This window comes from Providencia sp. PROV114 (assembly GCF_032704305.1).
In the GTDB taxonomy this organism is placed as follows: Bacteria; Pseudomonadota; Gammaproteobacteria; order Enterobacterales; family Enterobacteriaceae; genus Providencia; species Providencia rettgeri.
This window is the reverse complement of sequence record NZ_CP120528.1, coordinates 2735921-2758935: the sequence shown is the minus strand read 5'-3', so window position 1 is coordinate 2758935 and position 23015 is coordinate 2735921. Positions and strand designations below refer to the sequence as shown.

Here is a 23015-nt window from a genome sequence, read left to right as displayed (position 1 = left end):
GTAGTAAGCAGTTGACATTGCGCATAAAACGGTGTGCTACCACACCGTGACTTCGGCAAATGCCTGGGAGGGGGAGCCCTCCCTTTTTTAATGGTTTATCGCAACAGTGGGGAAACCGATTGTTCCAAACCGATGCTTTGAAGCATCAAAACACCCATCAAAATAAATAAAATACCTGCCAAAATTTTTAGTGAGATTGCCCAATAAGGGGAAAATGATTTTCCTTTTAATTGTGATACGCGAACCGCATTATCACGCATTAAATGAACAAAAATGGCAATTAAACAAATGGTTAATGCAGTACCCATTGCCATTGCTAAGGCAGCGATAACTCCCCATGTATATACTTCTATCACATAAGAAAACAGCAATACGAGAATTGCTCCAGAACAAGGACGAATCCCCATTGATAGAATAATCAATAGTTTACTTTTAAAACTGGATTGCAATTGATGAGACTGGATAACGTGTTGGTGGCCACAACCACAGCTGTCCGAGTGGCTATGGGCTTTTGTTTTAATTATTGCTTTCGTTGAAGAATTCAATGGCTGAATGCTTTTTATCGTGAGTGGGGTTAAGTATTTTGATTTGCGGATTAACCAGCCACGACGTAATGCGCTGAGACATAAATAGCTACCCAGTAAAATAACAAATAGATAACTGATTTGTTCTGCATATAAACTGGCTTGGTTGAGATGTTTAGTAGAGAGTTGGAATAGGATCAATACTAAGGAAACTAAAGTAATCGCAACAAGCCCTTGTAAGAGTGATGCTAGTAAGCTAATGATAACACTCTGCTTTAAATGAGTCGCTTGGGTGGCAATATAGGTGGTAATAATTAATTTGCCATGACCCGGTCCAAGGGCATGCAAAAAACCATAAGCAAAGCTGGCAATCACCAGTAACCCACCTGCATACCATGGGCGAGAGGTGGTTTCTTGCAATAAGTTAGATAACCCTTGGTTTAACTGTTTTTGCCAAGCTAGGCTAAGTTGTAACCATGATCCCCAGTGAATGTATAGCTGCCAAGTGACATAGGTAATAAGTCCCACAAACAGCGCAGTAATTATTAATTTTTGCGTACGTAAAGGCATTATGGACATTGTATATCAACCCGTTGTGCAAACTGTTTGCCAAGTGCTAAATCCTCTTCTGGATTATCACTTTTGTCTAAAGAGAAAGCGTAGGCGCGCATTGAATCGGTCACATTTGCTTCTTGTAATTCCATCTGGCAATTTGCAGCAATATCCAACGGTAGGTTAATTTGTTGTTTATTTTGGTAAGTCATACTGACATAGAAAGTTGGGTCATAAGTTTGAATTTCCACATGGGAACCTGCTATAGGCAGGGGTTGCATAAATGAAGCGGTAAAGAAGAAAACTAAAGAAAAGCCATCTTTTTCTAAATGGTAGCTATCTGGAATTCGTTTAAAGCTCACTTTCTTCCCCTGATAATAAAAATCAGTGAAATAATCTTGCACCAACACATTTGCCATAATAATAGCTTCTTGCTGTTTCCAACGAGGATCATCCGGTTTAATGCCTTTTAATTCATAGGCAATATCCGCTGATGTCATGGGGTCCATTTTCCAAACATAGCTAATCCCTGTGTATTTATCTTGTTTATTTTCAAGGGAAATTTGCATCTCAATAAAACTGTGAGGGTGTGCCGCTACTAGTGGAGCAACTATGAACAGAAATAAAAAATAGAAAGGAAAAAATCGCATCATTCAGTCAGCTAAATTGGCTTATCAAATAAATGTTATAACATAACGAACTGCAAACTAAAAAGAAAAATATTTCGGAATGATTTAAAAATCAACTTAAAACGAGTCGTTAATACTTCTATCACAATAACCTTTCAAATAAAGGGTTTTTTATTAACAAAATAACAGCGATAATATTTGATAATAATCAGATGTGGACATTTCGTGAACACCACATGATTTTAAGCTTTAAATATTAACTAGTTACAAAGGAAAAGAGAACACCATGCCAGTGTTACATAACCAAATTTCAAATAAAATCTTAAAAGAGCGCATGTTGGCTGAGGTCGAGCCGCGCACCACTATCTCTTTTTACAAGTATTTTAATATCCAAGACCCAAACGAATTTCGTAATCAATGGTACCAACAATTTAAAGCATTGAGTGTTTTTGGGCGCGTTTATATTGCCAAAGAAGGTATTAATGCACAAATCAGTGTGCCTGAATCCAATGTGAGCGCATTACGCGAACTCATTTATGCAACAGATCCCGCATTAGAAAACCTACGTTTAAATATTGCGATTGATGATGACGGTAAATCATTTTGGGTGCTGCGTATGAAAGTCCGTGAGCGTGTAGTGGCTGATGGTATTGATGACGAAACATTTAACCCAGCAAATACGGGGCAATATCTAAAAGCTCACGAAGTTAATGAGATGATTGATGACCCAAATACTGTTTTCGTTGATATGCGAAATCATTATGAGTATGAAGTGGGGCGTTTTGATAATGCGATTGAAATACCATCAGATACATTTAGAGAGCAACTGCCAATGGCGGTTGAAATGCTGCAAGAGCAAAAAGACAAAAATGTTGTGATGTATTGTACTGGTGGGATCCGTTGTGAAAAAGCCAGTGCTTATATGCTGCATAATGGTTTTAAAAATGTCTACCATGTTGAAGGTGGGATTATTGAATACGCACGTAAGGCGAAGGAGCAGGGCCTACCTTTACGGTTTAAAGGGAAAAACTTTGTTTTTGACAACCGCATGGGTGAGCGCATTACAGAGGACACATTAGCACAATGCCACCAATGTGGCGCGCCTTGTGATGCACATACCAATTGCCGTAACGATGGCTGCCACTTATTGTTTATCCAATGCCCTAGTTGTGCAGAAAAGTATGAAGGCTGCTGCAGTTCGTCTTGCACAGAAGAAATGAAACTTCCCGAGCAAGAGCAACGCGCACGCCGTGCAGGCCGTGAGGTCAGTAATAAAATCTTTAATAAATCACGTCACCGTTTATCCGATGGGTTATTAAATAAAGACAACTAGTCATTAATGTTATCTATAATAAGAAAGCCCTGCAATTAGGGCTTTTTTTTAATATAAATATTTAAACACATTATATATAAAAAATAACTCTATTCTGTTTTTGACGAAAACTTTAGAGGTAATATGCCTTTTTTGTGAGTAAACAGTACTATTGCTAATTCCTAGTTTTCGAGAAATAATATGATTAGGTGTTTCATTCATCCAATTGTTAATAATATTTTGTTCTTTAATTGTGAAAATAGATGACTCAATATTATTAGCAAGCTTGGTAATTTTCTCTATTTGTTCATAGTCACGAATAACCTTATCAAGAGTTTGAATAATAATATCTTTTGATAGAATGAAATAATTATCCTTTAATAACAATGGATTGCTTGTCTGTGGGTACGGGGCATTTATATAAATATAAAACCGTGTATTATTGGTATTGTTTAATAATTGCTGTAGCGTAGGACAGTAATTAGAGTAATTACAATAATACGTTAAATTCACCAGTATAATGCTTGGCGTGTTTATATTTATAAAACCAATAGCTTCTTTTATGCATCCTGTACTAATAAATTCGAGTTTTTTATTTTTGGATAAATATTCTGTAATGCCAAGACGTGTATAATAACATTCATCAATAACTAATATTCGCATTGGAACATCCTTGTTCAAGAAGGTGCCTTACAATAAATTGGAACTGATAGTGAAGTCAACCAAGGATTAATAAAAACAATAAATAGTGTTCTTATTTTAAATTGCGAATTAGTAATTAATTAATAAGGTAATTATATAAAAATATATAATTACCTGTATGAATGAATAAATTAAATGGATATTAGTGACCCTAATATCCATTTATTTCCCTAGTGTGTTTTAAAACCAAGCTCAACATATTCCCCAGATTCTATCTTGTCTACACCTGCTTGAAGAATATGAATGAGTTGTTTAGCCACATCAGTCGTTAGCCACATGGTTTTATCCACAATAGCGTCACCTGTGTGTTTATCTTGCTCGGGGAGGTAGTGCAAACGCAACATCATAGCGTCGTAATCATCGACTGTACTGATGTCCCAGCCAACTACTGGGTGGGTTTGAATGACATCATTTTTTTTATTCATATAAACCTCCTAATCAAACATCGTGATAAATAATAAATATCTATAACTGACTAAGAGCAATGACCTCGTGATGAGTCCACTTTTAGTATAAGGAGATTTCGCCAATAAGAAAGCAAATAAAACATTTTTTTTGTCTATATGGCAGAAAATGCATAAAACGAATAACAAGCATTGTAAAAATAGAATGGGAAGTATTTTGAACTTCCCATCGGCGTGTAAACGACTAACTCAGAGAGACTGTCCAGCGTGCATCTTCCCCTGCTAAGAAAGGAACTAATTTATCATTACAGCAGTCAATGGATTCACAAATTATATTTTGTTCTTTAGTTAGCGTAATTGTCCCTTCATTCACAGGTAAGTTATAGAATTTAGGGCCATTTAGGGAACAAAAAGCTTCGAAATGCGCCAAGGCACCGAGCTCTTCAAAAACACTTGCGTAAGCCGCTAATGCGGTGGGAGCATTAAAGACCCCAGCACAACCACAGGAAGATTCTTTACGTGATTGTATATGTGGTGCGGTGTCGGTACCAAGGAAGAAACGGTCACAACCTGAAGCAACCGCTGTACGTAATGCTTCTTGGTGCACATTACGCTTCAAAATAGGTAAGCAAAATAAATGCGGTCTTATACCACCAACTAACATATGGTTACGATTAAACATCAAATGTTGAGGTGTTAAAGTTGCAGCTGTAAATTCATTCGCTTCTTGGACATATTGAGCCGCTTCTTTGGTGGTGATGTGTTCAAAAACGACTTTTAGTTTTGGAAACTGTGCCCGTAGTGGCAACATAACTTGCTCAATAAATAAGGCTTCTCGGTCAAAAATATCGATATGACTTGCGGTGACTTCACCATGGATAAGCAGTGGCATTCCTGCTTGTTCCATCGCAGCTAATACGGGGTAAATCTTTTTAATATCGGATACGCCATGGCTAGAGTTAGTTGTTGCATTGGCCGGGTAGAGTTTACAGGCAGTAAATACCCCCTCGTTAAAGCCGCGAACGACTTCAGTAGGATCTGTGCTATCAGTAAGGTAGCAGGTCATTAAAGGGGTAAATTGATGTCCTTGTGGAACCGCTTTTAGAATACGCTCGCGGTAAGCTTTTGCGGCTTCAATCGTTGTGACTGGTGGCACTAAATTCGGCATGACAATCGCGCGGCCAAAGAATTCACTGGTATAGGGAACGACCGTTTTTAACATATCATCATCGCGAAAATGAACATGCCAATCATCAGGGCGGCGGATCGTTAGGGTAGTTACAGTTGTCATTAAACCGGCTCCATAGGGGAAGAGTGAATGATGAGCGAGTGCTCAAGCCGGAATAGAATGATAAAGGTAAAGTGAAAAAATAGCTATGAGAAATCGCGATTATAGCTTATTTCAAAGGTAGATTATGTAAATGACGTAAATAGCTAACTTATTCAGGCATGCAATAGCAAAAAACCTGCTTAAGTTTCCTTAAGCAGGTTTCTCTAAATTTTGGCTCCTCCAGCTGGACTCGAACCAGCGACATACGGATTAACAGTCCGCCGTTCTACCGACTGAACTATGGAGGAACTCCTTGGTACGCAGAGGATATTAGCTTTCTCTTACTGTATTGTCAAAGGAGAATAGCGAAAAATATGTTTGTTTGCCTGTTATCTGTGCGAACTGTTGGAAGTTTGATCGAAAATTAGGTAATGGTGATTAATCAAGACCATACACAAACAAAAAGACGGTAACAAACTTAAGTCGATGGGCGATATATTATTTCAAATTTAGTGGTTAACTGCAGTTAACCACTAATTGATGAATGTAACTTACAGAAATTATCTACAGCGGAATAACGAGAACTGGTTGGGCGATATCGTCGAGTAAACTACGAGTCACTGAGGTATTAAGCCAGCGTCCAAGTGAAGAAAGATGGCGATGAGAAATAATTAATAATTCGCAGTTATATTTTTCCATTTTTTTGGGGATGGTATCGATAGGGGTACCTGCAGCGAGTAGTCCTTGGGCTTTAAACCCCATGCTATTTAAGGCGCTGGTGACCTCTTTTAATTGTTTTTGTGCCAAAGCTTCTTCTTTTTGCGCGGCAGGGTATTCATCCCACTCATCGCTATCTTTACTTAACCCAGTGCGGCTTAGTGCAAAGGTATTATCGACAACAGTCAATACAATCACATTGCTGACACAGCCAGTCATACGCTGCATAAAACTAAGTGCATTACTGCTATTCTCAAAGCTGTCGACGGCTAACAACACATTATTAATCATGATTAGTTCCTGATAGGCGAACTAAATAGCGCCTTTAAAGTTAGCTCCCCTTTTTTCCAATACTTTTTGTAAAATGGAAAGGTTTTTGGGGATCATACGTTGATCGATAAATGAAAAATAACCCACCATTCGGTGGGCAAAGTCGCTGTGTTTTGCGTGGCTACCCAGTTGTCTGGGAGTGTGGCTTACAGTGGAGTGAAATCTTGCCCAATGGCTTAGTAGCTGATAAGTTTTTAACAAAACCAGTGTGATCACAGTTTTGTTCATCAGCGGCTCCCATCGAGTGTATTAATGGTGACATCTGCAGACATACCCACACGCAGCGCATTCATCATCTGGGCATGCTCGGTGTTGCTATCAAAAACAATTTTTACAGGTATGCGCTGTACAATTTTAGTAAAATTACCCGTCGCATTTTCCGGGGCAACGGGTGAGAAACTTACGCCAGACGCGGGAGCAATACTATCGACATAGCCTTTTAATATTTGCCCTGGGAAGGTGTCGATACTAATATCAACGACTTGGCCATGAGTAATATTTTCCAATTGAGTTTCTTGATAATTCGCGATGATGTAGAGCTTATTTTGGGGAACAATAGCCATTAAAGCATCGCCTGGCTTAACAAACTCACCGACGCGCAAACTTTTTTTACCAATTACCCCACCAATTGGGGCAGTAATGCGGGTGTAAGAGAGGTTAAGTTCAGCCATTGCTTTTTTGGCTTGAGCTAATGTCAATTCAGCATTGCTATCAGCCTGTTTGGCTTCTAAAACTTGCAACATATTTTTGGCTGCTTTTAATGATGCTTCGGCTTGTGCAACACTTGCCGTCATGGTTTGCACTCGTGTAGTTGCTTGTTGTGCCGCTTGTTGTGAGCCTGCGCCAGTATTTGCCATTTTGTGGTAACGAGTTTTTTCTTGGTACGCAAATTGGAGTTCTGCTTTTGCAGATTGCAGTTGGGCTTCTGCCGCAGCGATTAAGGCCTGTTGACGCGTTAAATTGGCTTTTGCATCATCTTGCCGTGCGCGAGCAGATTGCTCTTGTGCAGCAGCCTGAGAAAGTGCAACTGTAAATTCTCTGGGATCAATGACTGCTAATAATTCACCTTCTTTAACCCATTGGTTATCTTGCACAAGGACTTCGGTCACCACACCTGAAATCTGTGGTGATATACGTGAAATATCCGCTCGGATATAAGCATCATTGGTGTTTTGAGCATTTTTTTTAATGGCGAATTTATTAATTAATAATCCTCCCATCAAAACAACAATAGCGATGATAGCCAGAGCGACATTTTTATTAATTTTTAATTTGATCTTACTCATTCTAATTTCCTGATAATCAATAACTAAGCTGCGGCAACAGACCGCGGTGGGTAAATACGAGTTGGCATCACTAAAATCAGCCCAGTTAATAACAGTGCTAAACCAGAAACCAACAGATATAGGTCAGAGCTAGCTAAAACATGTCCTTGGCTTGAAGCGAGCTGTGTGAGCTCACCGATAGTATTCGTCGCCGTATCGCGATAAGTACTGCCGTAGCTGTCAGCAATGACGCCCGAATGAAAATCACCTCGCTGGCGGCTTAATAGGGCAATTGCTCCCCCGGCAGCCGTTGCTGCAAATCCTTTAACCGCATTAAACCAAGCAGCAGCAAATGGACCATCAGTGGGCAGTAATCCGCCCGTTGCCATCATCAATAGCGGAATAACGGCCATGGGTTGTGCAACAGCTTGTAAGAGAGAAATCATTCTAAAATTGTCACCATTCCAATCAGGGGTCAGTTGTGATGCGAGAAAACAAGCGGCTGTCATCAAAAGTAAACTAATGGCGAGCACCCAACGGCAATCAACTTTGGGGGTATTACAAATAATGGCTATGATAGGGAGCGTGATGAGTTGTGGGAGTGACACCCATAGCATCATGTCGGAGGTTTGTTCTAAGCGATACCCTTGAATAGACGATAAATAGCCAGAGGTAATATTTACCAAAGAAACCATAATCAACAACACGCCACCAAGGGTGATTAATGAGAACGATAGATTCCGTTTGCTAAGTAACTGCAAGTTGAAAAAGGGTAATGGGTGATACCACTCGTTTATTAAAAACAGGGCTAATAAACCAAGTCCACCAATCAATAAAACATAAATTAGTGATGAATTTAGCCAATCAAGGCGTTCTCCTTGAGAAATACCTACGGTGAGCATAGCAAGTGCACTTCCCCCCAGAAGTAAACCTCGCCAGTTAAACTGTTTCAGTCGTTCTAAGCGTAAAGGGTCTTGTGGCAAACCAAAGCCAATGCAGATGGTGGCTATCGCCATTAGTGGTAAGTTCCAATAAAAATACCCACTCCACCCCCAGTGGAAGGCAAACGCGGCCGCAGTGGCACCAAAAGTAGCACTCCATGCAGAAACCCAGCCATAAGCTCCTAAACCTAATACTTTAATCAGTGGAGGCATAAAACGCAGCACTACCGTCATTAACATCGGTGGGAGAGCTCCGCCAGCAAAGCCCTGTAAACTACGTATTGTCAATAGAAAGGCATAATGATCTCCTAGCCATGGTGTAATTAATCCTCCAATCAGATAAATAGAACACATAACGAGCGCAACACGACGTAGTGAGAATGTTGGCCAAAAGCAAGGAGTAAATCCTGAACCAATTACAAAACCAGTTACATAACAGGTGATTAACCAACTGCCAGTATCAATATTTAATGCCATTGCCCCCTGAATATCGCCTAGGGCGAATTTACTGGCGTTTTCTCCCACGCCACTCGCCATTACTGCTAAAAAAATACCAAATAGACCCATCCATGTGCGGCCATTAATTTCACTCGCACTGGCTATCCATTTGTTTTTTTTAGGTTGTATGATAGACGCATCAACCATTTCAAACTCCTGCTATTTAAAAATTTGCTCTGTCATTTTTTAGCAGTAGTATCTAAACTTTATTTAATTGTTTAAAATGAAATGATGTAATTAAATTATTGCATGAAACGCAATCCACTAATGAGGAGGGCTGCAAAGGGGCGAGGAGGAAAAATGCCACAAAAAATCGACTTTAATTTGATTTATGCGTTGAATTTATTATTGGAGGAAGGAAGTGTAGGAGGAGCCGCCGAAAAAATGAACCTGAGTGCTCCTGCTATGAGCCGAATTCTAGGGCGAATTCGTGAGCAATTTAATGATCCCATTTTAGTCAGGGCAGGGCGTAAATTAGTACCAACTCCCAGAGCATTAGAATTAAAAGAACAACTTAGCCATATTATTGCTCAAGCAGAAGCGTTAATTAATCCTGATGAATTATTCAATCCAAAAACATTAGAAAGAACATTTGTTATTCGGGCGAATGATATTTTTATTGGCGCCTTAGGTGGTGGGTTGTTAGAAAAACTCAGGGAATTAGCTCCCCAAAGTAGCTTAATTTTTATCGCAGAAAGTGATACTGAAGATGATTCTTTGCGTAGCGGTAAAGTCGATTTGGTTATTGGTTCTTCTCGAGATTGGCACCCTGAAATTAAGGCTCAGAGCTTATTTACTAGTACTTTTCAGGCGTTGGTTCGCCCAGGGCATCCGATTATTGGACAAGTGACACCTGAGAGTTTAACGCATTACCCGCATATTAGCGTATCGCGGCGGGGGCGTACATTGGGACCAATTGATGACGCGTTACGTGACCTTCAATTAGAGCGTAATGTTGCGTTGACTTTGCCTAGCTTTCATTCAGCTATGATGCTAACGATGAACTCTGATTATATTTTGCCGCTCCCTCGCCATGTACTGCAAGGGGTAAAGAGTGTTAATTTGCCGTTAATTGAAATTGAACTCCCTTTGGAATTGGAATCTATATTTATCGTGCAAGCATGGCATCCAAGGTTGGATAGAGATCCTGCGCATCAATGGTTACGCCAGACAATTAAACAATTTTTTCTGGAGAAAGAGTAGCTATTCATTCTATGGTGCGGGTCTTTGCGGTTGCTTAGTTAGTAGCTGAATATTCAGAAGGGTAACTTTCAGAAAGATAGCAAAAAGCCCGCATTAAGCGGGCTTTTTAAATTTGGCTCCTCCAGCTGGACTTGAACCAGCGACATACGGATTAACAGTCCGCCGTTCTACCGACTGAACTATGGAGGAATTGCTTTGTTCCTGAGAACGAGGCGCATATTACCCATCCTGTTCACCGTTGTAAAGCATAAAAACGAAAAAAATAGCCAAGTGAGTGTTAAGTAATCGATTTGATGATTATCTACTCCAATAAGTGGTGTCGTTGTCTATAGTATGCGGCTTATAGGAGATGCAGAGGGAACTGATAATAGAGGTGAATAATTCATGAGTAGCAGAACATAACAAACAGATAGCAAAAAGCCCGCATTAAGCGGGCTTTTTTTAAATTTGGCTCCTCCAGCTGGACTTGAACCAGCGACATACGGATTAACAGTCCGCCGTTCTACCGACTGAACTATGGAGGAATTGCTTGTTCCTGAGAACGAGGCGAATATTAACGACATCATCTCAGGCTGTCAATCATAAAAACAGAAAAAATATCTAACTGCTCATTCACTGCACATTCTGACGAAGTTTTGCTCTAGTTAATTGATATTGAATTAATTTTGAGCTGCAAGTGTACCAGGTAATTGCGTAGAAACTTCAGGATAAGCAACATGATAGATATCATAAAACGATATCATTCCTTTTAATGCAATTAAACGCGATATTTCTTGCTTTATTGCAGAGCTAACATCTTGTGAATCAATGATTTTACTTATCGCATTATCAGAAACGGGTTCAGTGACAAACCATTCTCCGTTATAACAAACGCGTAAATCTAACACACCAATATCTTCAAAATGATAGACAGGTTTAATGTCAAAAAGTAGCACACTTGCTAGTATAATAAAGAGAATAGTGATACCCAGAGCCCAATAAGGGCCAAAATAAGGGGCATACCAAAGAATAATGGCTAGGGGGACATAAGCCGCAACCATGCCAACACATAAATAAGGGTGGTTGGCGAGAAACTGGCTATTAAAGTAAGGTTTCCCATCTCGGTTTTCACGTTTATTGATGGCATCCAAGTCTTCGACGAGTATTTGTTTGATAATATCCATGTGTATAACTCTCTGTCAGATATCTATACTAGGAGGGTATCACGAGCCGTTGAGATTGTTATATATCAGTTAAAAAAAATATTTACACAGATTGTCATCGTATCAGATAATTCTTACTGACATTTATTGGGTTGTTGGCTTTTTAAATTAAAGTTTTCTTTAAACTATCAACTAAATGCAGCATTTTTGTTAACGTTATAGTCGATAAAAGTGACGCAATCGAAAAAACGACATATTTTTGAAGTTTACCCGTATAAAATAGTTGCTATTATCTTTAAGTCATGAGTTAATGAGTGTCGGCCTGTTTAGCAGTCCTATTTGATGTATGATTACTGAGTTAGTGTGTTCTAAAGAAGAAAGTTATCACAGATAGCCTTTGACCGTGACGCTGCATCTTGGTGTTTCCCTGATTAAATAGTTGACTCTGGCCCGTATATGCCAAAAGGCAAGTTTTTTTGATGTTATATAGGAAAAGTCAAATGTCCGACAAAATGAAAGGTCAAGTTAAGTGGTTCAACGAGTCTAAAGGCTTCGGTTTCATCACTCCAGCTGATGGTAGCAAAGACGTTTTCGTCCACTTCTCTGCCATTCAGGGCAATGGTTTCAAAACTCTGGCTGAAGGTCAGCAAGTTGAATTCACCATTGAAAACGGTGCAAAAGGCCCAGCAGCTGCTAACGTAACTGCTATCTAAGCTAATTGCTTAACTGATTTTCTAAAGCCCGTCATTTTTAATGACGGGCTTTTTCGTATGCGCTACATTTATGGTTAATATATTTTGTTGGAAAAGACTGTTATGAATATTAATGACCGTGTTTATGTAAAAACAGACGGGGAAGAGCGTCGTGAAGGCACTATTTTACTTATTGAGCCCTTCAATGAAGGGGTAATGTACTTAATCGCATTACCAGATTACCCGGAAGGTATTTGGTTTTTTAATGAAAAAGAGGGTGATGAAGGGATTTTTGTTACACCAATTGAAAGATAAGTTTCAAGTTAATGAACACTTTGTTCTTTACTTAATAATTTTCCCCACTTATACTCCTGCCATCTTTTACTTAGGAGATTATTACTTGGACAGTCAGAGTTGGAATAAAAACTTAATTTAATGGCAAGCCAGTAATCATCTTTTCTTTTCACTGCTTGCCACAATGGCGGGCGGTGTCTGATGTTTCCTCATCATACTACTCCCTTATAATTGTATTTAATTAGATAGCATATTATAGCTGTATTGAGTGTGTATCATGTTGGTCTATATTTATTCTCTATTTCCTCCAGGCAATAGCTAATGGTTTTTGAGTAATTTATTTTACTCAAAATATATGGCTATATGCTTTTTATTAGGCATATAAATCATTATCCAAGTTATTTTTGGAGGGATTATCATGCTTTTTTCCCCTGATATTTTAAATTTACTGTCTGCTATGTGTTTTGGTGCATTAATCGGTGCTGAGCGCCAGTGGCGTCAACGAATGGCGGGCTTGAGAACCAATGCACTGGTTGCAACAGGTGCTGCGGTGTTTATTTTAAGTTCTGTAACAACATCTCCTGATAGCCCTGGGCGTATTGCTGCCCAAGTGGTGTCTGGAATTGGTTTCCTCGGGGCGGGTGTAATTATGCGTGAAGGCATGAACATTCGAGGTCTAAATACTGCGGCAACGCTTTGGTGTTCTGCGGGGATCGGTGTTTTATGTGGATTAGGGCAGTACTCTTTGGCATTGATGGCGACGTTATTAATTTTATGCGCCAACATTTTATTAAGAGAAGCAGCTTCACGAATTAATAAACAACCACAGCAGCAAGCGCTTGATGTAGAACAGCGCTATAAGATCCGTGTAATGTGCCATCAAACGGATGAAATTTTAGTAAGAACACTTATTTTACAAGCAATTAACGGGCTTCATATTCGATTGCAATCGTTAAGTAGTGCCGACACATTAAAGCCTGAACAGCTGGAAGTGTGTGCTGAATTCCTTGCAACACCCGCCGAGCAAAAGGAAATTGAAGCATTGGTATGCAGAATAAGTCTTGAGCAAAGTGTTAGTGCTATCAATTGGAAAGTCGCATCAGAGCTACCTGCCTGATGACTTTAAATTAACTCACTATAGGAGCTGAAATGGACGACCACCCTCCGTCATGGAGTCGTAAGCTGGAGCTATCTAACTGATAATAAACTAATTTTATTTCAGTTGGATAGCGTTAAAATCACGAGTGTTGTATTCGAGACAACGTTATGACTGAAATAAGAGAACCGCGTAAAAGCGTCAAAGCGGCTGCACGCCAAAAATATATTGTTGGCGAACAAGCGAGTAAAAATATTGAGCAAGTGCTCAATGAATATCAAACAAATCTATTAGGCTTATCTGAGAATGAGGCGATGGATCGCCTAGTGACTGAAGGTGAGAATGAAGTTGCTCATGAAAAAGCCCCTCCAGCATGGAAGCAACTACTCACTTCCTTTAAAAATCCATTTATATTCGTACTGATTATATTAGCAGTTGTTAGTTTTTTTACGGATTATGTTATTCCCGAACGTCAAGGTGAAGAAACAGACTTAACCGGGGTGATTATTATTGTCACTATGGTTTTACTGAGTGGATTTTTGCGTTTTTGGCAAGAATATCGTACCAATAAAGCTGCGGAAGCATTGAAATCCTTAGTTCGAACGACAGCTACGGTATTTCGTCGCGACAATAAAACGGGACGTTCAGTTCGAAAAGAGGTGCCGATTAAATGCTTAGTACCTGGGGATATTGTGTTGTTATCCGCAGGAGATATGGTTCCTGCTGATTTAAAGCTAGTCGAATCAAGAGATTTGTTTATCAGCCAAGCGATTCTAACAGGGGAGTCTATACCCGTTGAAAAATATGACACATTGGGTGACGTTTCAGCCAAAAGTTTAGATCCCGTATCGCCAACAGAAAATGAATTATTAGAGATTTCAAATATTTGTTTAATGGGAACCAATGTTACCAGCGGTACAGCACGTGGAATTGTGGTGGCAACCGGCGGAAAAACCTATTTAGGCTCGTTGGCTAAATCCATTGTGGGGAGCCGTGCGCAAACATCATTTGATCGTGGTGTGAATAGCGTAAGTTGGTTATTGATTCGTTTTATGTTAGTCATGGTACCAATTGTCTTACTTATCAATGGGTTTACAAAAGGTGATTGGTTCGAAGCAACATTATTCTCACTGGCGGTTGCTGTGGGGTTAACACCCGAAATGTTACCGATGATTGTTAGCTCCAATTTAGCCAAAGGTGCAATTGCCATGTCAAAACACAAGGTGATTGTCAAAAGATTAAATGCTATCCAAAACTTTGGTGCAATGGATATGCTGTGTACCGATAAAACGGGAACTTTAACGCAAGATCGTATTATTTTAGAACATTATTTAGACAGTAATGGGCAGAAAAATAGTAAAATCTTGCAACTGGCTTGGCTAAATAGCTTCCATCAAAGTGGCGCTAAGAACATGATGGATCAGGCAATTATTCGTCGTGGTAGAGGGAACAGTGAAGTTGAGAAGCTAAAAGGATTTCAAAAAATTGATGAATTACCCTTTGATTTTATTCGGCGTAAATTGTCAGTGACAGTACGAACACCAGAAGGCGAAGCCCTACTTATTTGTAAAGGCGCCGCTGAGGAAATGTTAGCTGTTTGCCAAAGCTATCAACAAGATGGTGAGCTTCATTTACTTGATAACCAAGCAAGAGCAACAATTACTGAGCTAGTGAGTGACTATAACAGACAAGGATTTCGTGTATTACTACTCGCAACTCGCCGTTTGAATGATGCTGAAGCCAGCTTACCGCTTTCAACTCAAGCTGAGCATCAGTTAGAACTACAAGGCATTTTAACTTTTCTTGACCCAGCAAAAGAAAGCGCAATTTCAGCCATTGCAGCGCTACGTGAAAATGGTGTTACGGTGAAGGTGTTGACGGGTGATAATGCGATTATTACCGAAAAAATTTGTCGTGATGTTGGTCTAAATATCAGTGAAATCATGACTGGTCTGGAAATTGAGGCTTTGACGGACGAAGAGCTCGGTCAGAAAGTTGAGCAGGTTTCAGTTTTTTGTAAATTAACACCTTTGCAAAAATCCCGTATTTTAAAGCGGTTACAAGCAAATGGGCATACAGTTGGCTTTCTTGGTGATGGGATTAACGATGCACCGGCATTACGTGATGCTGATGTGGGAATTTCAGTTGATACAGGGACGGACATTGCTAAGGAATCTGCGGATATTATCTTACTTGAAAAAGATTTAATGGTATTAGAGCAGGGGGTGATTAAAGGACGTGAAACTTTCGGCAATATTATTAAATACTTAAATATGACAGCGAGCTCTAACTTCGGTAACGTATTTTCTGTATTAATTGCCAGTGCATTTATTCCCTTCCTACCGATGTTAGCCATTCATTTGCTCGTTCAAAACTTGCTGTATGATATTTCCCAGCTTGCATTACCCTGGGATAAAATGGATAAAGAGTTTTTAAAACGACCTCGTAAATGGGATGCAAAAAATATTGGCCGCTTTATGCTTTGGATTGGGCCAACGTCATCTATTTTTGATATCACGACTTTTGCGCTAATGTGGTACGTGTTCCAAGCAAATAGTGTTGCTCATGAAGCGTTGTTCCAATCCGGTTGGTTTGTGGAAGGATTACTCTCTCAGACGCTAGTTGTTCATATGTTAAGAACACAAAAAATACCCTTTATACAAAGCACAGCTGCGCTACCTGTTATGTTAACGACAGGGTTAATTATGGCTCTCGGGCTATATATTCCATTTTCTTCATTTGGTGAAATGATAGGATTACAACCGTTGCCAATAGAATATTTCCCATGGCTAGCTCTGACATTAGTGAGCTATTGTGTTGTCGCTCAACTGATGAAGCAGTTTTATATTAAACGTTTTGGCACATGGCTATAATATATTGTTAAGTCAGGAAAAAGAAAAACCAAGGATGGTTCTTCTTTTCTGTGCGCAATAAAAAGAGCCACCAGTGTGGCTCTTGTTGATCTACAGAATAAAGAAGAATAGGGCTTATTGCAGGCCTAAAGCAGCTTTCATCTGTTTCATTGCATCAATACCTTGTTGGCAAGCTTTATCTTGCTGATCCTTAGGCAGTGCAGCAACTTGTTTTTTACCTTCTTCCAGCTGACCTTTCATTGCATCTAACTGAGTTTTTGCTTGCGGGTTTTCTGAAGCTTTAGCAATTAAGCTATCAACTTCAGCGAAGTAAGCGTTACAAGTTTCAGTTGCACCAGCAACTTCGCCTTTTTTCTCTTCTTCCGAACAAGCAGTGATTGTCAGTGCCAATAAACCCATACCACAAGCTAAAATCAACTTTTTCATAATCAACCTTATTAAAATTATTTATTTATATAGCAAATTGAGTATATAAGAGATGTTTTTAATATCAAACGTGACAAATCCTAAAATAATATCTTAGCTAATTAATTAAGTTTCAATTTAATTAGGCTATCATATTTCATTTCAGGATGTTTACATTACATAATTTTGTAACTATAACTAAATTGTTTTTTATCATGTTGTTATGGGATGCCTTTGACTATTTTACGCTTATCTAGGGTGATTAATAGACGGATGAAGTGATTGAAGCTTGAGATAAGAAGTTAAAGGTTTATTAGGAGAAGGAAAAATGGTTGTCTAATTTTAATAAACATATTTTTTGACGATAATTATGTTTCAACTCGCAAGATAGAATAATGCGTTATGCGTGAATTTACCTATATAAGATTTTGAAATATTGTTATAACATTTTTTTATACACAATTAAAATTATTAAAAAATCGTTTATTTGTAACAAAATATTTACGGTTGAATGATAAATTTTTACTATGAAATATTTATAGAATTAATGGCTGTTCATTTAAGATGCAATTATAGATGTGAAAAGTGAGCTACTTCACAAATTTAAGAAGAAAACCTTTGTATCAGTATAAGTTTGATTTTTAAATTAAATTTTCTTTGTACGAAGATGAAATTATCAGGTAAAGTCTTTGTTTTTAAGCGAACTAATAAGTAAATATCGCTTAACTTATGGTTAATGATAGGTGTACAGGGTTAACGACAATTAAGTTAATTTTGTTGACGCTAACTCAAATTCATACCAAAATTGATTCACCGTAGAAATTCGCCAAAGAGCGAGAGACGGGTTAGAATGTTTTTAACAAAGGGCGATACCTTTTCTTACTGTACATTTTTAGAATGATTAGTTCTCTAAAGGTAAAGTAAGAATATATGATATGGGTTCACCATATCGCAATGCAACATAGCAAATAATATATTAATGCTATGGGCATACAATGTATGTAACCTGATTTATTTGGTTACAATTTTATATTTAGACTTACACACAGGGCTTTACCATTATGTCTGCTTCTATTGTAAAGAAACGGCCTCTGAGTCGTTACATCAAAGATTTTAAACACAGCCAAACTCATTGTGCACATTGTCACAAGACCCTTGATCGCATCTCTTTAGTTTTCAACGATGACATCTTAAATAAAGAAGCTATCGCTGATATGACTGAATTGGTTGATGAAGGTACCTGGGGGGAGCTGCAAGATAAATTTACTGCACTTTGTCGTTTTTGTAGTGAAATTTATTGCAATAGTAATACTGATTATTTTGATATTATGTCATTTAAACAGTATTTATTCTTACAGACTGAGATGAGCCATAGTACTGTTCGTGAATATGTTGTTCGTTTACGACGTTTAGATGAGCTGTTATCTTCTTCTAATTTTTCTATGAAAGAATTTACTGCAAGTAAAGTTCAAGAAGAGTTAAGTGAAAAAATGACAGACTCTGCATTTAGCAATTACAATATTGCATTACGTAAATATGAACAATATTTATTCTGGGAATCTGAAAAGTGCAATAATTAGAATGACATACTGAAAATAAGCATCGTTATTTTCATTGTTGTTTTTAAACAATGGTGTCCTCGTGGGCACCTTTTATGTTTCTAGCAGTAAATATATGAGATAGCACTTATCTGATAGGAACCGCGACTGTTATTCTTATGAGATAAGTGTATTTTTAAATAAACACATTGTGATGGATGGCCTGATCCTCATAAACTGCGAGGTCAGGCCTTTTGTTTATTACCCGATCGTCATTAAGCTAGCATTACCACCTGCAGCCGCGGTATTGACACTCAATGAGCGCTCATGAAGTAAGCGTTCAGTCAGCAGATTAGTTTCACCTCGTTCAAAGCCTTGTACTGAAATAATAGGCCCTTTACGTTGTGCAACCGCTGCACAAACCTCTTTTAACTGATCGCTGTCACCATGGTAAATAACCCCTTCGATTGGCTCTTTAGATTCTATCCAGTTTTTAGTTAGCGATATGGTTTTTCTCACTTTTTCAGGTAGTGACTTAAATAGCTTCTGATGAAGTTCGCTATCTGGCCATAACACCTGACAACCCGCAGAAAGCACCGCTGTTAACTGAGTTAAACAATCTTGTTCATTATCGCTAAGGCATAAAATCAAACCACGTGGGCGCAAGGTATAGGTATTCCTTTCTCCCGTTGGACCGGGCAACACACGAGTGGTTCCTGTCTGACTATGGCGTGTAAATAGCTCAATAACGGAGGGGGGAATAACCGAATTTTGTTTTTCAGACCATTGAGTAAGTGCTTCAAATGGCTCGAGTAATACGGTTCGGGCACTGGCATCCATCGGTAAATGGCTATCTTGTCTCTCTAAAGTATTTGAAACCGCGTTATCTGGGCGTTCGCTTAATAAACGATAGAGGTATAGTGGCCCGCCTGCTTTAGGCCCAGTTCCAGATAAACCTTCACCACCAAAAGGTTGCACACCAACAACGGCACCAACCATATTTCGGTTTACGTACAGATTACCTACTTTAGCTTTTGAAACAACTTGGTTGATAGTTTCATCGATACGAGTGTGAACACCAAGTGTCAGCCCATAACCCGCAGCGTTAATTTGTTCAACGAGTGCTTCTAGCTCATCTCGTTTAAAACGTACAACGTGCAGAACAGGGCCAAAAATCTCTTTTTTCAGCTCACTAACATCATCAAGTTCTATCAATGTCGGCTTAACATAGGTTCCTTCCATTTGTTCTTGTTGATCATCATGATTTTCAAATGCGGCTTGGAAGACGACTTTCCCTTTGCTGCGCATTTTTTGAATATGTTGATCGATATTTTCTTTTGCTTCACGGTCAATCACCGGGCCAATATCAGTTGATAAATGTTCTGGATTCCCCATGCGGCACTCTTCCATTGCGCCTTTTAACATACGAATTGTTCTATCTGCGACATCTTCTTGGATACATAGAATGCGCAGTGCTGAACAACGCTGACCTGCGCTATCGAATGCAGATGCGACAACATCAGTGACAACCTGTTCTGTTAATGCAGAAGAATCAACGATCATTGCATTTAATCCGCCCGTTTCTGCAATCAGCGGGGTTGGTCGGCCCTGTGCATCTAAGCGTCCAGCGATATTACGTTGAAGTAATCCTGCAACTTCAGTTGACCCCGTAAACATGACTCCACGAACACGGCTATCACCAACGAGTTGGGCACCAATCGTTTCACCTTTACCCGGTAAAAATTGCAGTACATCGCGTGGAATACCCGCTTGATGCAAAATGGAAACCGCAATAGCACCGATTAATGGTGTTTGTTCTGCCGGCTTCGCGAGTACGGTATTTCCTGCCGCGAGAGCAGCTGCAATTTGGCCTGAAAATATTGCTAACGGGAAGTTCCATGGACTAATACAGACCACAGGCCCTAAAGGACGGTGCGTATTGTTATCAAAATCATTCTTGACTTGAGTTGCATAGTAATTAAGAAAATCTACCGCTTCTCTAACTTCCGCAATTGCATTGTTGTAGGTCTTACCCGCTTCACGAACTAAAATATCTAATAGTGGCTGTAACTGTTGCTCCATAAGGTCAGCGGCTCGTAATAAGATAGCTGCTCGTTCAGAAGGCGGAGTTGCGAACCAGATAGTACCCGCATCGTTAGCGGTATTTAATGCATGTTCAGCTTCTTGCTCTGTTGTTTCACGAACATGGCCAACAATATCTTTATTACAGGCAGGGTTTATAATTGGTGTTGCTTCAGGTAACGTTTGCGAAGCTTGGAAATTGCTCCCTAACAGCGGTTCTGCTATTTTTTGCTGCATACCCGCACTCAGTAGGGCACTTGATAAAGAAGCGAGTCGATGTTCGTTTGATAGGTCAAGCCCCATCGAATTTACTCGTTCTTGGCCGTATAAATCACGTGGTAACGGAATTTTTGGATGCGGTAAGCCAATTTGACCTTCAGTTTTAGACAGTTCTAAGACATCTTTAACTGGGTCAGCAACTAATTCATCTAGCGGAATAGTGGCATCAGCAATACGGTTTACAAATGAAGTATTTGCACCATTCTCTAATAATCGACGCACCAGATAGGCAAGTAGTGTTTCGTGAGTACCGACAGGTGCATAAATACGGCAAGGGCGGTTTAGTTTGCCATCAGCGACTTTACCAACCACCTGTTCATAAAGTGGTTCACCCATTCCATGTAGACATTGGAATTCATATTGGCCTGGGTAGTAGTTTTTACCTGCAATTTGGTAGATAGCAGAGAGAGTATGTGCGTTGTGCGTTGCAAACTGCGGGTAAATTAAATTGGGAACCGACAACAGTTTTCGTGCACAGGCAATGTAAGAAACGTCAGTATACACTTTACGCGTGTAAACTGGGTAACCTTCTAGCCCATCCATTTGCGCGCGCTTGATTTCACTGTCCCAATAAGCCCCTTTTACCAGACGGATCATTAAACGACGTTGGCTGCGTTCAGCTAAATTTATGATTGAGTCAATCACAAATGGGCAGCGTTTTTGATAGGCCTGGATAACAAAGCCAATCCCATTCCACCCCGCGAGTTGTGGTTCAAAACAGAGTTTTTCTAGTAAATCTAAAGAGATTTCTAAGCGGTCGGCTTCTTCTGCGTCAATATTAATCCCTATATCGTATTGATGCGCTTGTAATACTAGGGATAACAGGCGTGGATAAAGCTCTTCCATTACGCGAGAGTATTGTGCACGGCTATAACGTGGATGTAATGCTGATAGCTTAATTGAAATACCAGGGCCTTCATAAATACCGCGGCCATTTGATGCTTTACCAATCGCGTGGATAGCTTGTTGGTAAGACACCATGTAATCTTGTGCATCTTTTTCCGTTAATGCGGCTTCGCCCAGCATGTCGTAGGAATAGCGGAAGCCTTTATCTTCGAGTTTTCGTGCGTTAGCGAGCGCTTGGGAAATAGTTTCGCCAGTAACAAATTGCTCTCCCATAAGGCGCATCGCCATATCAACGCCTTTGCGTACCAGCGGTTCACCACTTTTACTAATGATGCGATTAAGTGAGGTTGAGAGTTTAGCTTCATTATGCGTAGAAACTAGCTTACCCGTAAATAGCAGACCCCAAGTCGCGGCATTGACAAACATTGAGCTACTTTGGCCAAGGTGTGATTGCCAATTCCCATTGCTAATTTTATCGCGGATGAGCGCATCTCGAGTTGCTTTATCAGGAATGCGCAGTAAGGCCTCTGCGAGACACATTAATGCGACACCTTCTTGAGATGAAAGTGAAAATTCTTGGAGTAGACCTTGAACTAAACCTGAGCGGCCGATGCCATTTTTTTGATTGCGTAGTTTTTCAGCTATTGAATAAGCTAATTTATGAGCGGCTTCAGCTTGTTCTGTAGGGAGCTGTGCTTGCTGTAACAACATTGGCACGGCTTGTGTTTCAGGAATTCGGTAAGCAGAAGTAATTGCAGAGCGTTTTACAGATTGTGGTAAAATGTGCTCTGCGAAATCTAAGAATGGTTGATAGTTAGATTCAACGGTGGTGTCTTCATCAGAAGTTTGATTTTCTTTTACATCGATACCCGGTGAGAGCTCTGGAAAGGCTTGGCCATTATCGAGTTGTTCTAGGTAATTATAAATAGCTTGTTTGATAAGCCAATGTGATGTGCGGTCAAGACGCTGAGCGGCATTTTTAATGCGTTCACGAGTTGCTTCATCAAGTCTCACACCCATAGTTGTAGTGCTACTCATCTTAATTCCTCTAGGTCACGAGTCATTTTAATCAAAAAGTTACACCACATTATCTTAATGTTGCAACTTTGTGCAACATTGTTACGTGTGATTTCTGAAAGAAATGTGAAACATATCGAGTTTTTTGAGTTCTAATAATTTCAATTAAATTGGTATTCATTTATTTGTTATATTTTACATGTAGTTATATTTATCATCTTTAGATGAGGCGATTAAACATCTGATTGTGAATTTAAGTTTAAATTTTAACATTTGTGATATGGATTCTATTTATGCAATAAAAAATAGTTAATTTCTTGTTAATTTAATACGACTCTGTCTAGGATGTGGCAGTTAAGATATTAAGTTAGTGCAACACAAACAATCACAACCTATTTGGTGTT

The 23015-nt window shown here is 39.4% G+C and carries 19 protein-coding genes and 3 tRNA genes; 7 read left to right on the top strand and 15 right to left on the bottom strand.

Translation table 11 applies throughout. The annotated features are described in order from the left end of the window. Nucleotides 1-95: 95 nt before the first annotated feature. Entirely contained in the window at nt 96-1103 is a 1008-nt protein-coding gene (locus tag P3L37_RS12365) for a nickel/cobalt transporter (protein ID WP_272667309.1), read from the bottom strand. Continuing rightward, nucleotides 1094-1645: a DUF1007 family protein gene (locus P3L37_RS12360; protein WP_231136563.1), complete on the bottom strand. Its 552-nt coding sequence runs from the start codon at nt 1643-1645 to the stop codon at nt 1094-1096. Before P3L37_RS12360 ends, P3L37_RS12365 begins: the two co-directional genes overlap by 10 nt. A gap of 346 nt (nt 1646-1991) precedes the next feature. Here P3L37_RS12360 and P3L37_RS12355 point away from each other — a divergent pair, with 346 nt between their 5' ends. Next, nucleotides 1992-3038: a rhodanese-related sulfurtransferase gene (locus tag P3L37_RS12355; RefSeq protein WP_109911091.1), complete on the top strand. Its 1047-nt coding sequence runs from the start codon at nt 1992-1994 to the stop codon at nt 3036-3038. Between the two features lie 48 nt (nt 3039-3086). On the opposite strand, the gene P3L37_RS12350 is transcribed toward P3L37_RS12355, so the two are convergent. The 8 genes from P3L37_RS12350 to P3L37_RS12315 form a co-directional block, all read right to left on the bottom strand. Continuing rightward, a complete protein-coding gene (locus P3L37_RS12350) occupies nt 3087-3680 on the bottom strand; it encodes a LuxR C-terminal-related transcriptional regulator (protein ID WP_004909783.1) in 594 nt (197 codons plus the stop codon). Nucleotides 3681-3889: 209 nt separating this feature from the next. Then, the gene (bssS, locus tag P3L37_RS12345; RefSeq protein ID WP_004909784.1) at nt 3890-4144 is read right to left on the bottom strand and encodes a biofilm formation regulator BssS; all 255 of its coding nucleotides are present in this window, start codon (nt 4142-4144) and stop codon (nt 3890-3892) included. A 223-nt stretch (nt 4145-4367) separates the two neighbouring features. Continuing rightward, the gene (gene pyrC, locus P3L37_RS12340) at nt 4368-5414 is read right to left on the bottom strand and encodes a dihydroorotase (RefSeq protein ID WP_272667308.1); all 1047 of its coding nucleotides are present in this window, start codon (nt 5412-5414) and stop codon (nt 4368-4370) included. 211 nt (nt 5415-5625) lie between these two features. Beyond that, nucleotides 5626-5701: transfer RNA gene (locus P3L37_RS12335), tRNA-Asn, on the bottom strand. 256 nt (nt 5702-5957) lie between these two features. Further along, nucleotides 5958-6401: a universal stress protein gene (locus P3L37_RS12330; RefSeq protein ID WP_109911092.1), complete on the bottom strand. Its 444-nt coding sequence runs from the start codon at nt 6399-6401 to the stop codon at nt 5958-5960. Nucleotides 6402-6422: 21 nt separating this feature from the next. Further along, nucleotides 6423-6668 (bottom strand): hypothetical protein, encoded by a 246-nt coding sequence (locus tag P3L37_RS12325; protein ID WP_147318170.1) that lies wholly within the window; start codon nt 6666-6668, stop codon nt 6423-6425. Then, nucleotides 6668-7726, bottom strand: coding sequence for an HlyD family secretion protein (locus P3L37_RS12320; RefSeq protein ID WP_109911093.1), 1059 nt, complete (start codon nt 7724-7726; stop codon nt 6668-6670). The genes P3L37_RS12325 and P3L37_RS12320 overlap by 1 nt, the downstream gene beginning before the upstream one ends. Before the next feature lie 23 nt (nt 7727-7749). Further along, complete coding sequence (locus P3L37_RS12315; RefSeq protein ID WP_110731842.1) at nt 7750-9291, bottom strand: MFS transporter; 1542 nt, start codon at nt 9289-9291, stop codon at nt 7750-7752. A 153-nt stretch (nt 9292-9444) separates the two neighbouring features. Between P3L37_RS12315 and P3L37_RS12310 the strand changes: the two genes are divergently transcribed. Continuing rightward, nucleotides 9445-10347, top strand: a complete 903-nt coding sequence (locus tag P3L37_RS12310) for a LysR family transcriptional regulator (protein WP_109911095.1) — start codon at nt 9445-9447, stop codon at nt 10345-10347. A gap of 113 nt (nt 10348-10460) precedes the next feature. Here the strand turns inward: P3L37_RS12310 and P3L37_RS12305 are convergent. From P3L37_RS12305 to P3L37_RS12295, 3 genes are all read right to left on the bottom strand, one after another. Beyond that, nucleotides 10461-10536, bottom strand: a tRNA-Asn gene (locus P3L37_RS12305). Nucleotides 10537-10795: 259 nt separating this feature from the next. Continuing rightward, a tRNA-Asn gene (locus P3L37_RS12300) sits at nt 10796-10871 on the bottom strand. A 135-nt stretch (nt 10872-11006) separates the two neighbouring features. Continuing rightward, a complete protein-coding gene (locus tag P3L37_RS12295; protein WP_004909795.1) occupies nt 11007-11510 on the bottom strand; it encodes a YlaC family protein in 504 nt (167 codons plus the stop codon). 479 nt (nt 11511-11989) lie between these two features. On the opposite strand from P3L37_RS12295, the gene cspE reads away from it, so the two are divergent. The 4 genes from cspE (at nt 11990) to mgtA (ending at nt 16444) form a co-directional block, all read left to right on the top strand. Further along, nucleotides 11990-12202 (top strand): transcription antiterminator/RNA stability regulator CspE, encoded by a 213-nt coding sequence (gene cspE, locus P3L37_RS12290; RefSeq protein ID WP_004909801.1) that lies wholly within the window; start codon nt 11990-11992, stop codon nt 12200-12202. A 102-nt stretch (nt 12203-12304) separates the two neighbouring features. Further along, on the top strand, nt 12305-12496 hold the full coding sequence (gene dsrB / locus P3L37_RS12285; RefSeq protein WP_004255792.1) for a protein DsrB: 192 nt from the start codon (nt 12305-12307) through the stop codon (nt 12494-12496). Nucleotides 12497-12893: 397 nt separating this feature from the next. Beyond that, nucleotides 12894-13592, top strand: a complete 699-nt coding sequence (locus tag P3L37_RS12280; RefSeq protein WP_004255789.1) for an MgtC family protein — start codon at nt 12894-12896, stop codon at nt 13590-13592. Between the two features lie 149 nt (nt 13593-13741). Further along, nucleotides 13742-16444: a magnesium-translocating P-type ATPase gene (gene mgtA, locus P3L37_RS12275; RefSeq protein ID WP_109911096.1), complete on the top strand. Its 2703-nt coding sequence runs from the start codon at nt 13742-13744 to the stop codon at nt 16442-16444. A gap of 114 nt (nt 16445-16558) precedes the next feature. On the opposite strand, the gene P3L37_RS12270 is transcribed toward mgtA, so the two are convergent. Next, complete coding sequence (locus P3L37_RS12270; RefSeq protein ID WP_004909809.1) at nt 16559-16870, bottom strand: DUF5339 domain-containing protein; 312 nt, start codon at nt 16868-16870, stop codon at nt 16559-16561. Between the two features lie 1040 nt (nt 16871-17910). Between P3L37_RS12270 and fliZ the strand changes: the two genes are divergently transcribed. Beyond that, on the top strand, nt 17911-18429 hold the full coding sequence (gene fliZ / locus P3L37_RS12265; protein WP_004255757.1) for a flagella biosynthesis regulatory protein FliZ: 519 nt from the start codon (nt 17911-17913) through the stop codon (nt 18427-18429). A gap of 219 nt (nt 18430-18648) precedes the next feature. Here fliZ and putA read toward each other — a convergent pair whose 3' ends face one another. Beyond that, on the bottom strand, nt 18649-22632 hold the full coding sequence (gene putA, locus P3L37_RS12260) for a trifunctional transcriptional regulator/proline dehydrogenase/L-glutamate gamma-semialdehyde dehydrogenase (RefSeq protein WP_272667306.1): 3984 nt from the start codon (nt 22630-22632) through the stop codon (nt 18649-18651). Between the last annotated feature and the right edge of the window lie 383 nt (nt 22633-23015).

Bases quoted from the DNA above. Each gene is read 5' to 3' on its own strand.
- P3L37_RS12360 (WP_231136563.1), bottom strand. From the start codon at position 1,645: ATGCAAATTTCCCTTGAAAATAAACAAGATAAATACACAGGGATTAGC.
- P3L37_RS12320 (WP_109911093.1), bottom strand. From the start codon at position 7,726: ATGAGTAAGATCAAATTAAAAATTAATAAAAATGTCGCTCTGGCTATC.
- P3L37_RS12325 (WP_147318170.1), bottom strand. From the start codon at position 6,668: ATGAACAAAACTGTGATCACACTGGTTTTGTTAAAAACTTATCAGCTA.
- P3L37_RS12295 (WP_004909795.1), bottom strand. From the start codon at position 11,510: ATGGATATTATCAAACAAATACTCGTCGAAGACTTGGATGCCATCAAT.
- pyrC (WP_272667308.1), bottom strand. From the start codon at position 5,414: ATGACAACTGTAACTACCCTAACGATCCGCCGCCCTGATGATTGGCAT.
- P3L37_RS12310 (WP_109911095.1), top strand. From the start codon at position 9,445: ATGCCACAAAAAATCGACTTTAATTTGATTTATGCGTTGAATTTATTA.
- cspE (WP_004909801.1), top strand. From the start codon at position 11,990: ATGTCCGACAAAATGAAAGGTCAAGTTAAGTGGTTCAACGAGTCTAAA.
- P3L37_RS12355 (WP_109911091.1), top strand. From the start codon at position 1,992: ATGCCAGTGTTACATAACCAAATTTCAAATAAAATCTTAAAAGAGCGC.
- P3L37_RS12270 (WP_004909809.1), bottom strand. From the start codon at position 16,870: ATGAAAAAGTTGATTTTAGCTTGTGGTATGGGTTTATTGGCACTGACA.
- P3L37_RS12280 (WP_004255789.1), top strand. From the start codon at position 12,894: ATGCTTTTTTCCCCTGATATTTTAAATTTACTGTCTGCTATGTGTTTT.
- bssS (WP_004909784.1), bottom strand. From the start codon at position 4,144: ATGAATAAAAAAAATGATGTCATTCAAACCCACCCAGTAGTTGGCTGG.
- mgtA (WP_109911096.1), top strand. From the start codon at position 13,742: ATGACTGAAATAAGAGAACCGCGTAAAAGCGTCAAAGCGGCTGCACGC.
- fliZ (WP_004255757.1), top strand. From the start codon at position 17,911: ATGTCTGCTTCTATTGTAAAGAAACGGCCTCTGAGTCGTTACATCAAA.
- P3L37_RS12350 (WP_004909783.1), bottom strand. From the start codon at position 3,680: ATGCGAATATTAGTTATTGATGAATGTTATTATACACGTCTTGGCATT.
- dsrB (WP_004255792.1), top strand. From the start codon at position 12,305: ATGAATATTAATGACCGTGTTTATGTAAAAACAGACGGGGAAGAGCGT.
- P3L37_RS12315 (WP_110731842.1), bottom strand. From the start codon at position 9,291: ATGGTTGATGCGTCTATCATACAACCTAAAAAAAACAAATGGATAGCC.
- P3L37_RS12330 (WP_109911092.1), bottom strand. From the start codon at position 6,401: ATGATTAATAATGTGTTGTTAGCCGTCGACAGCTTTGAGAATAGCAGT.
- P3L37_RS12365 (WP_272667309.1), bottom strand. From the start codon at position 1,103: ATGTCCATAATGCCTTTACGTACGCAAAAATTAATAATTACTGCGCTG.
- putA (WP_272667306.1), bottom strand. From the start codon at position 22,632: ATGAGTAGCACTACAACTATGGGTGTGAGACTTGATGAAGCAACTCGT.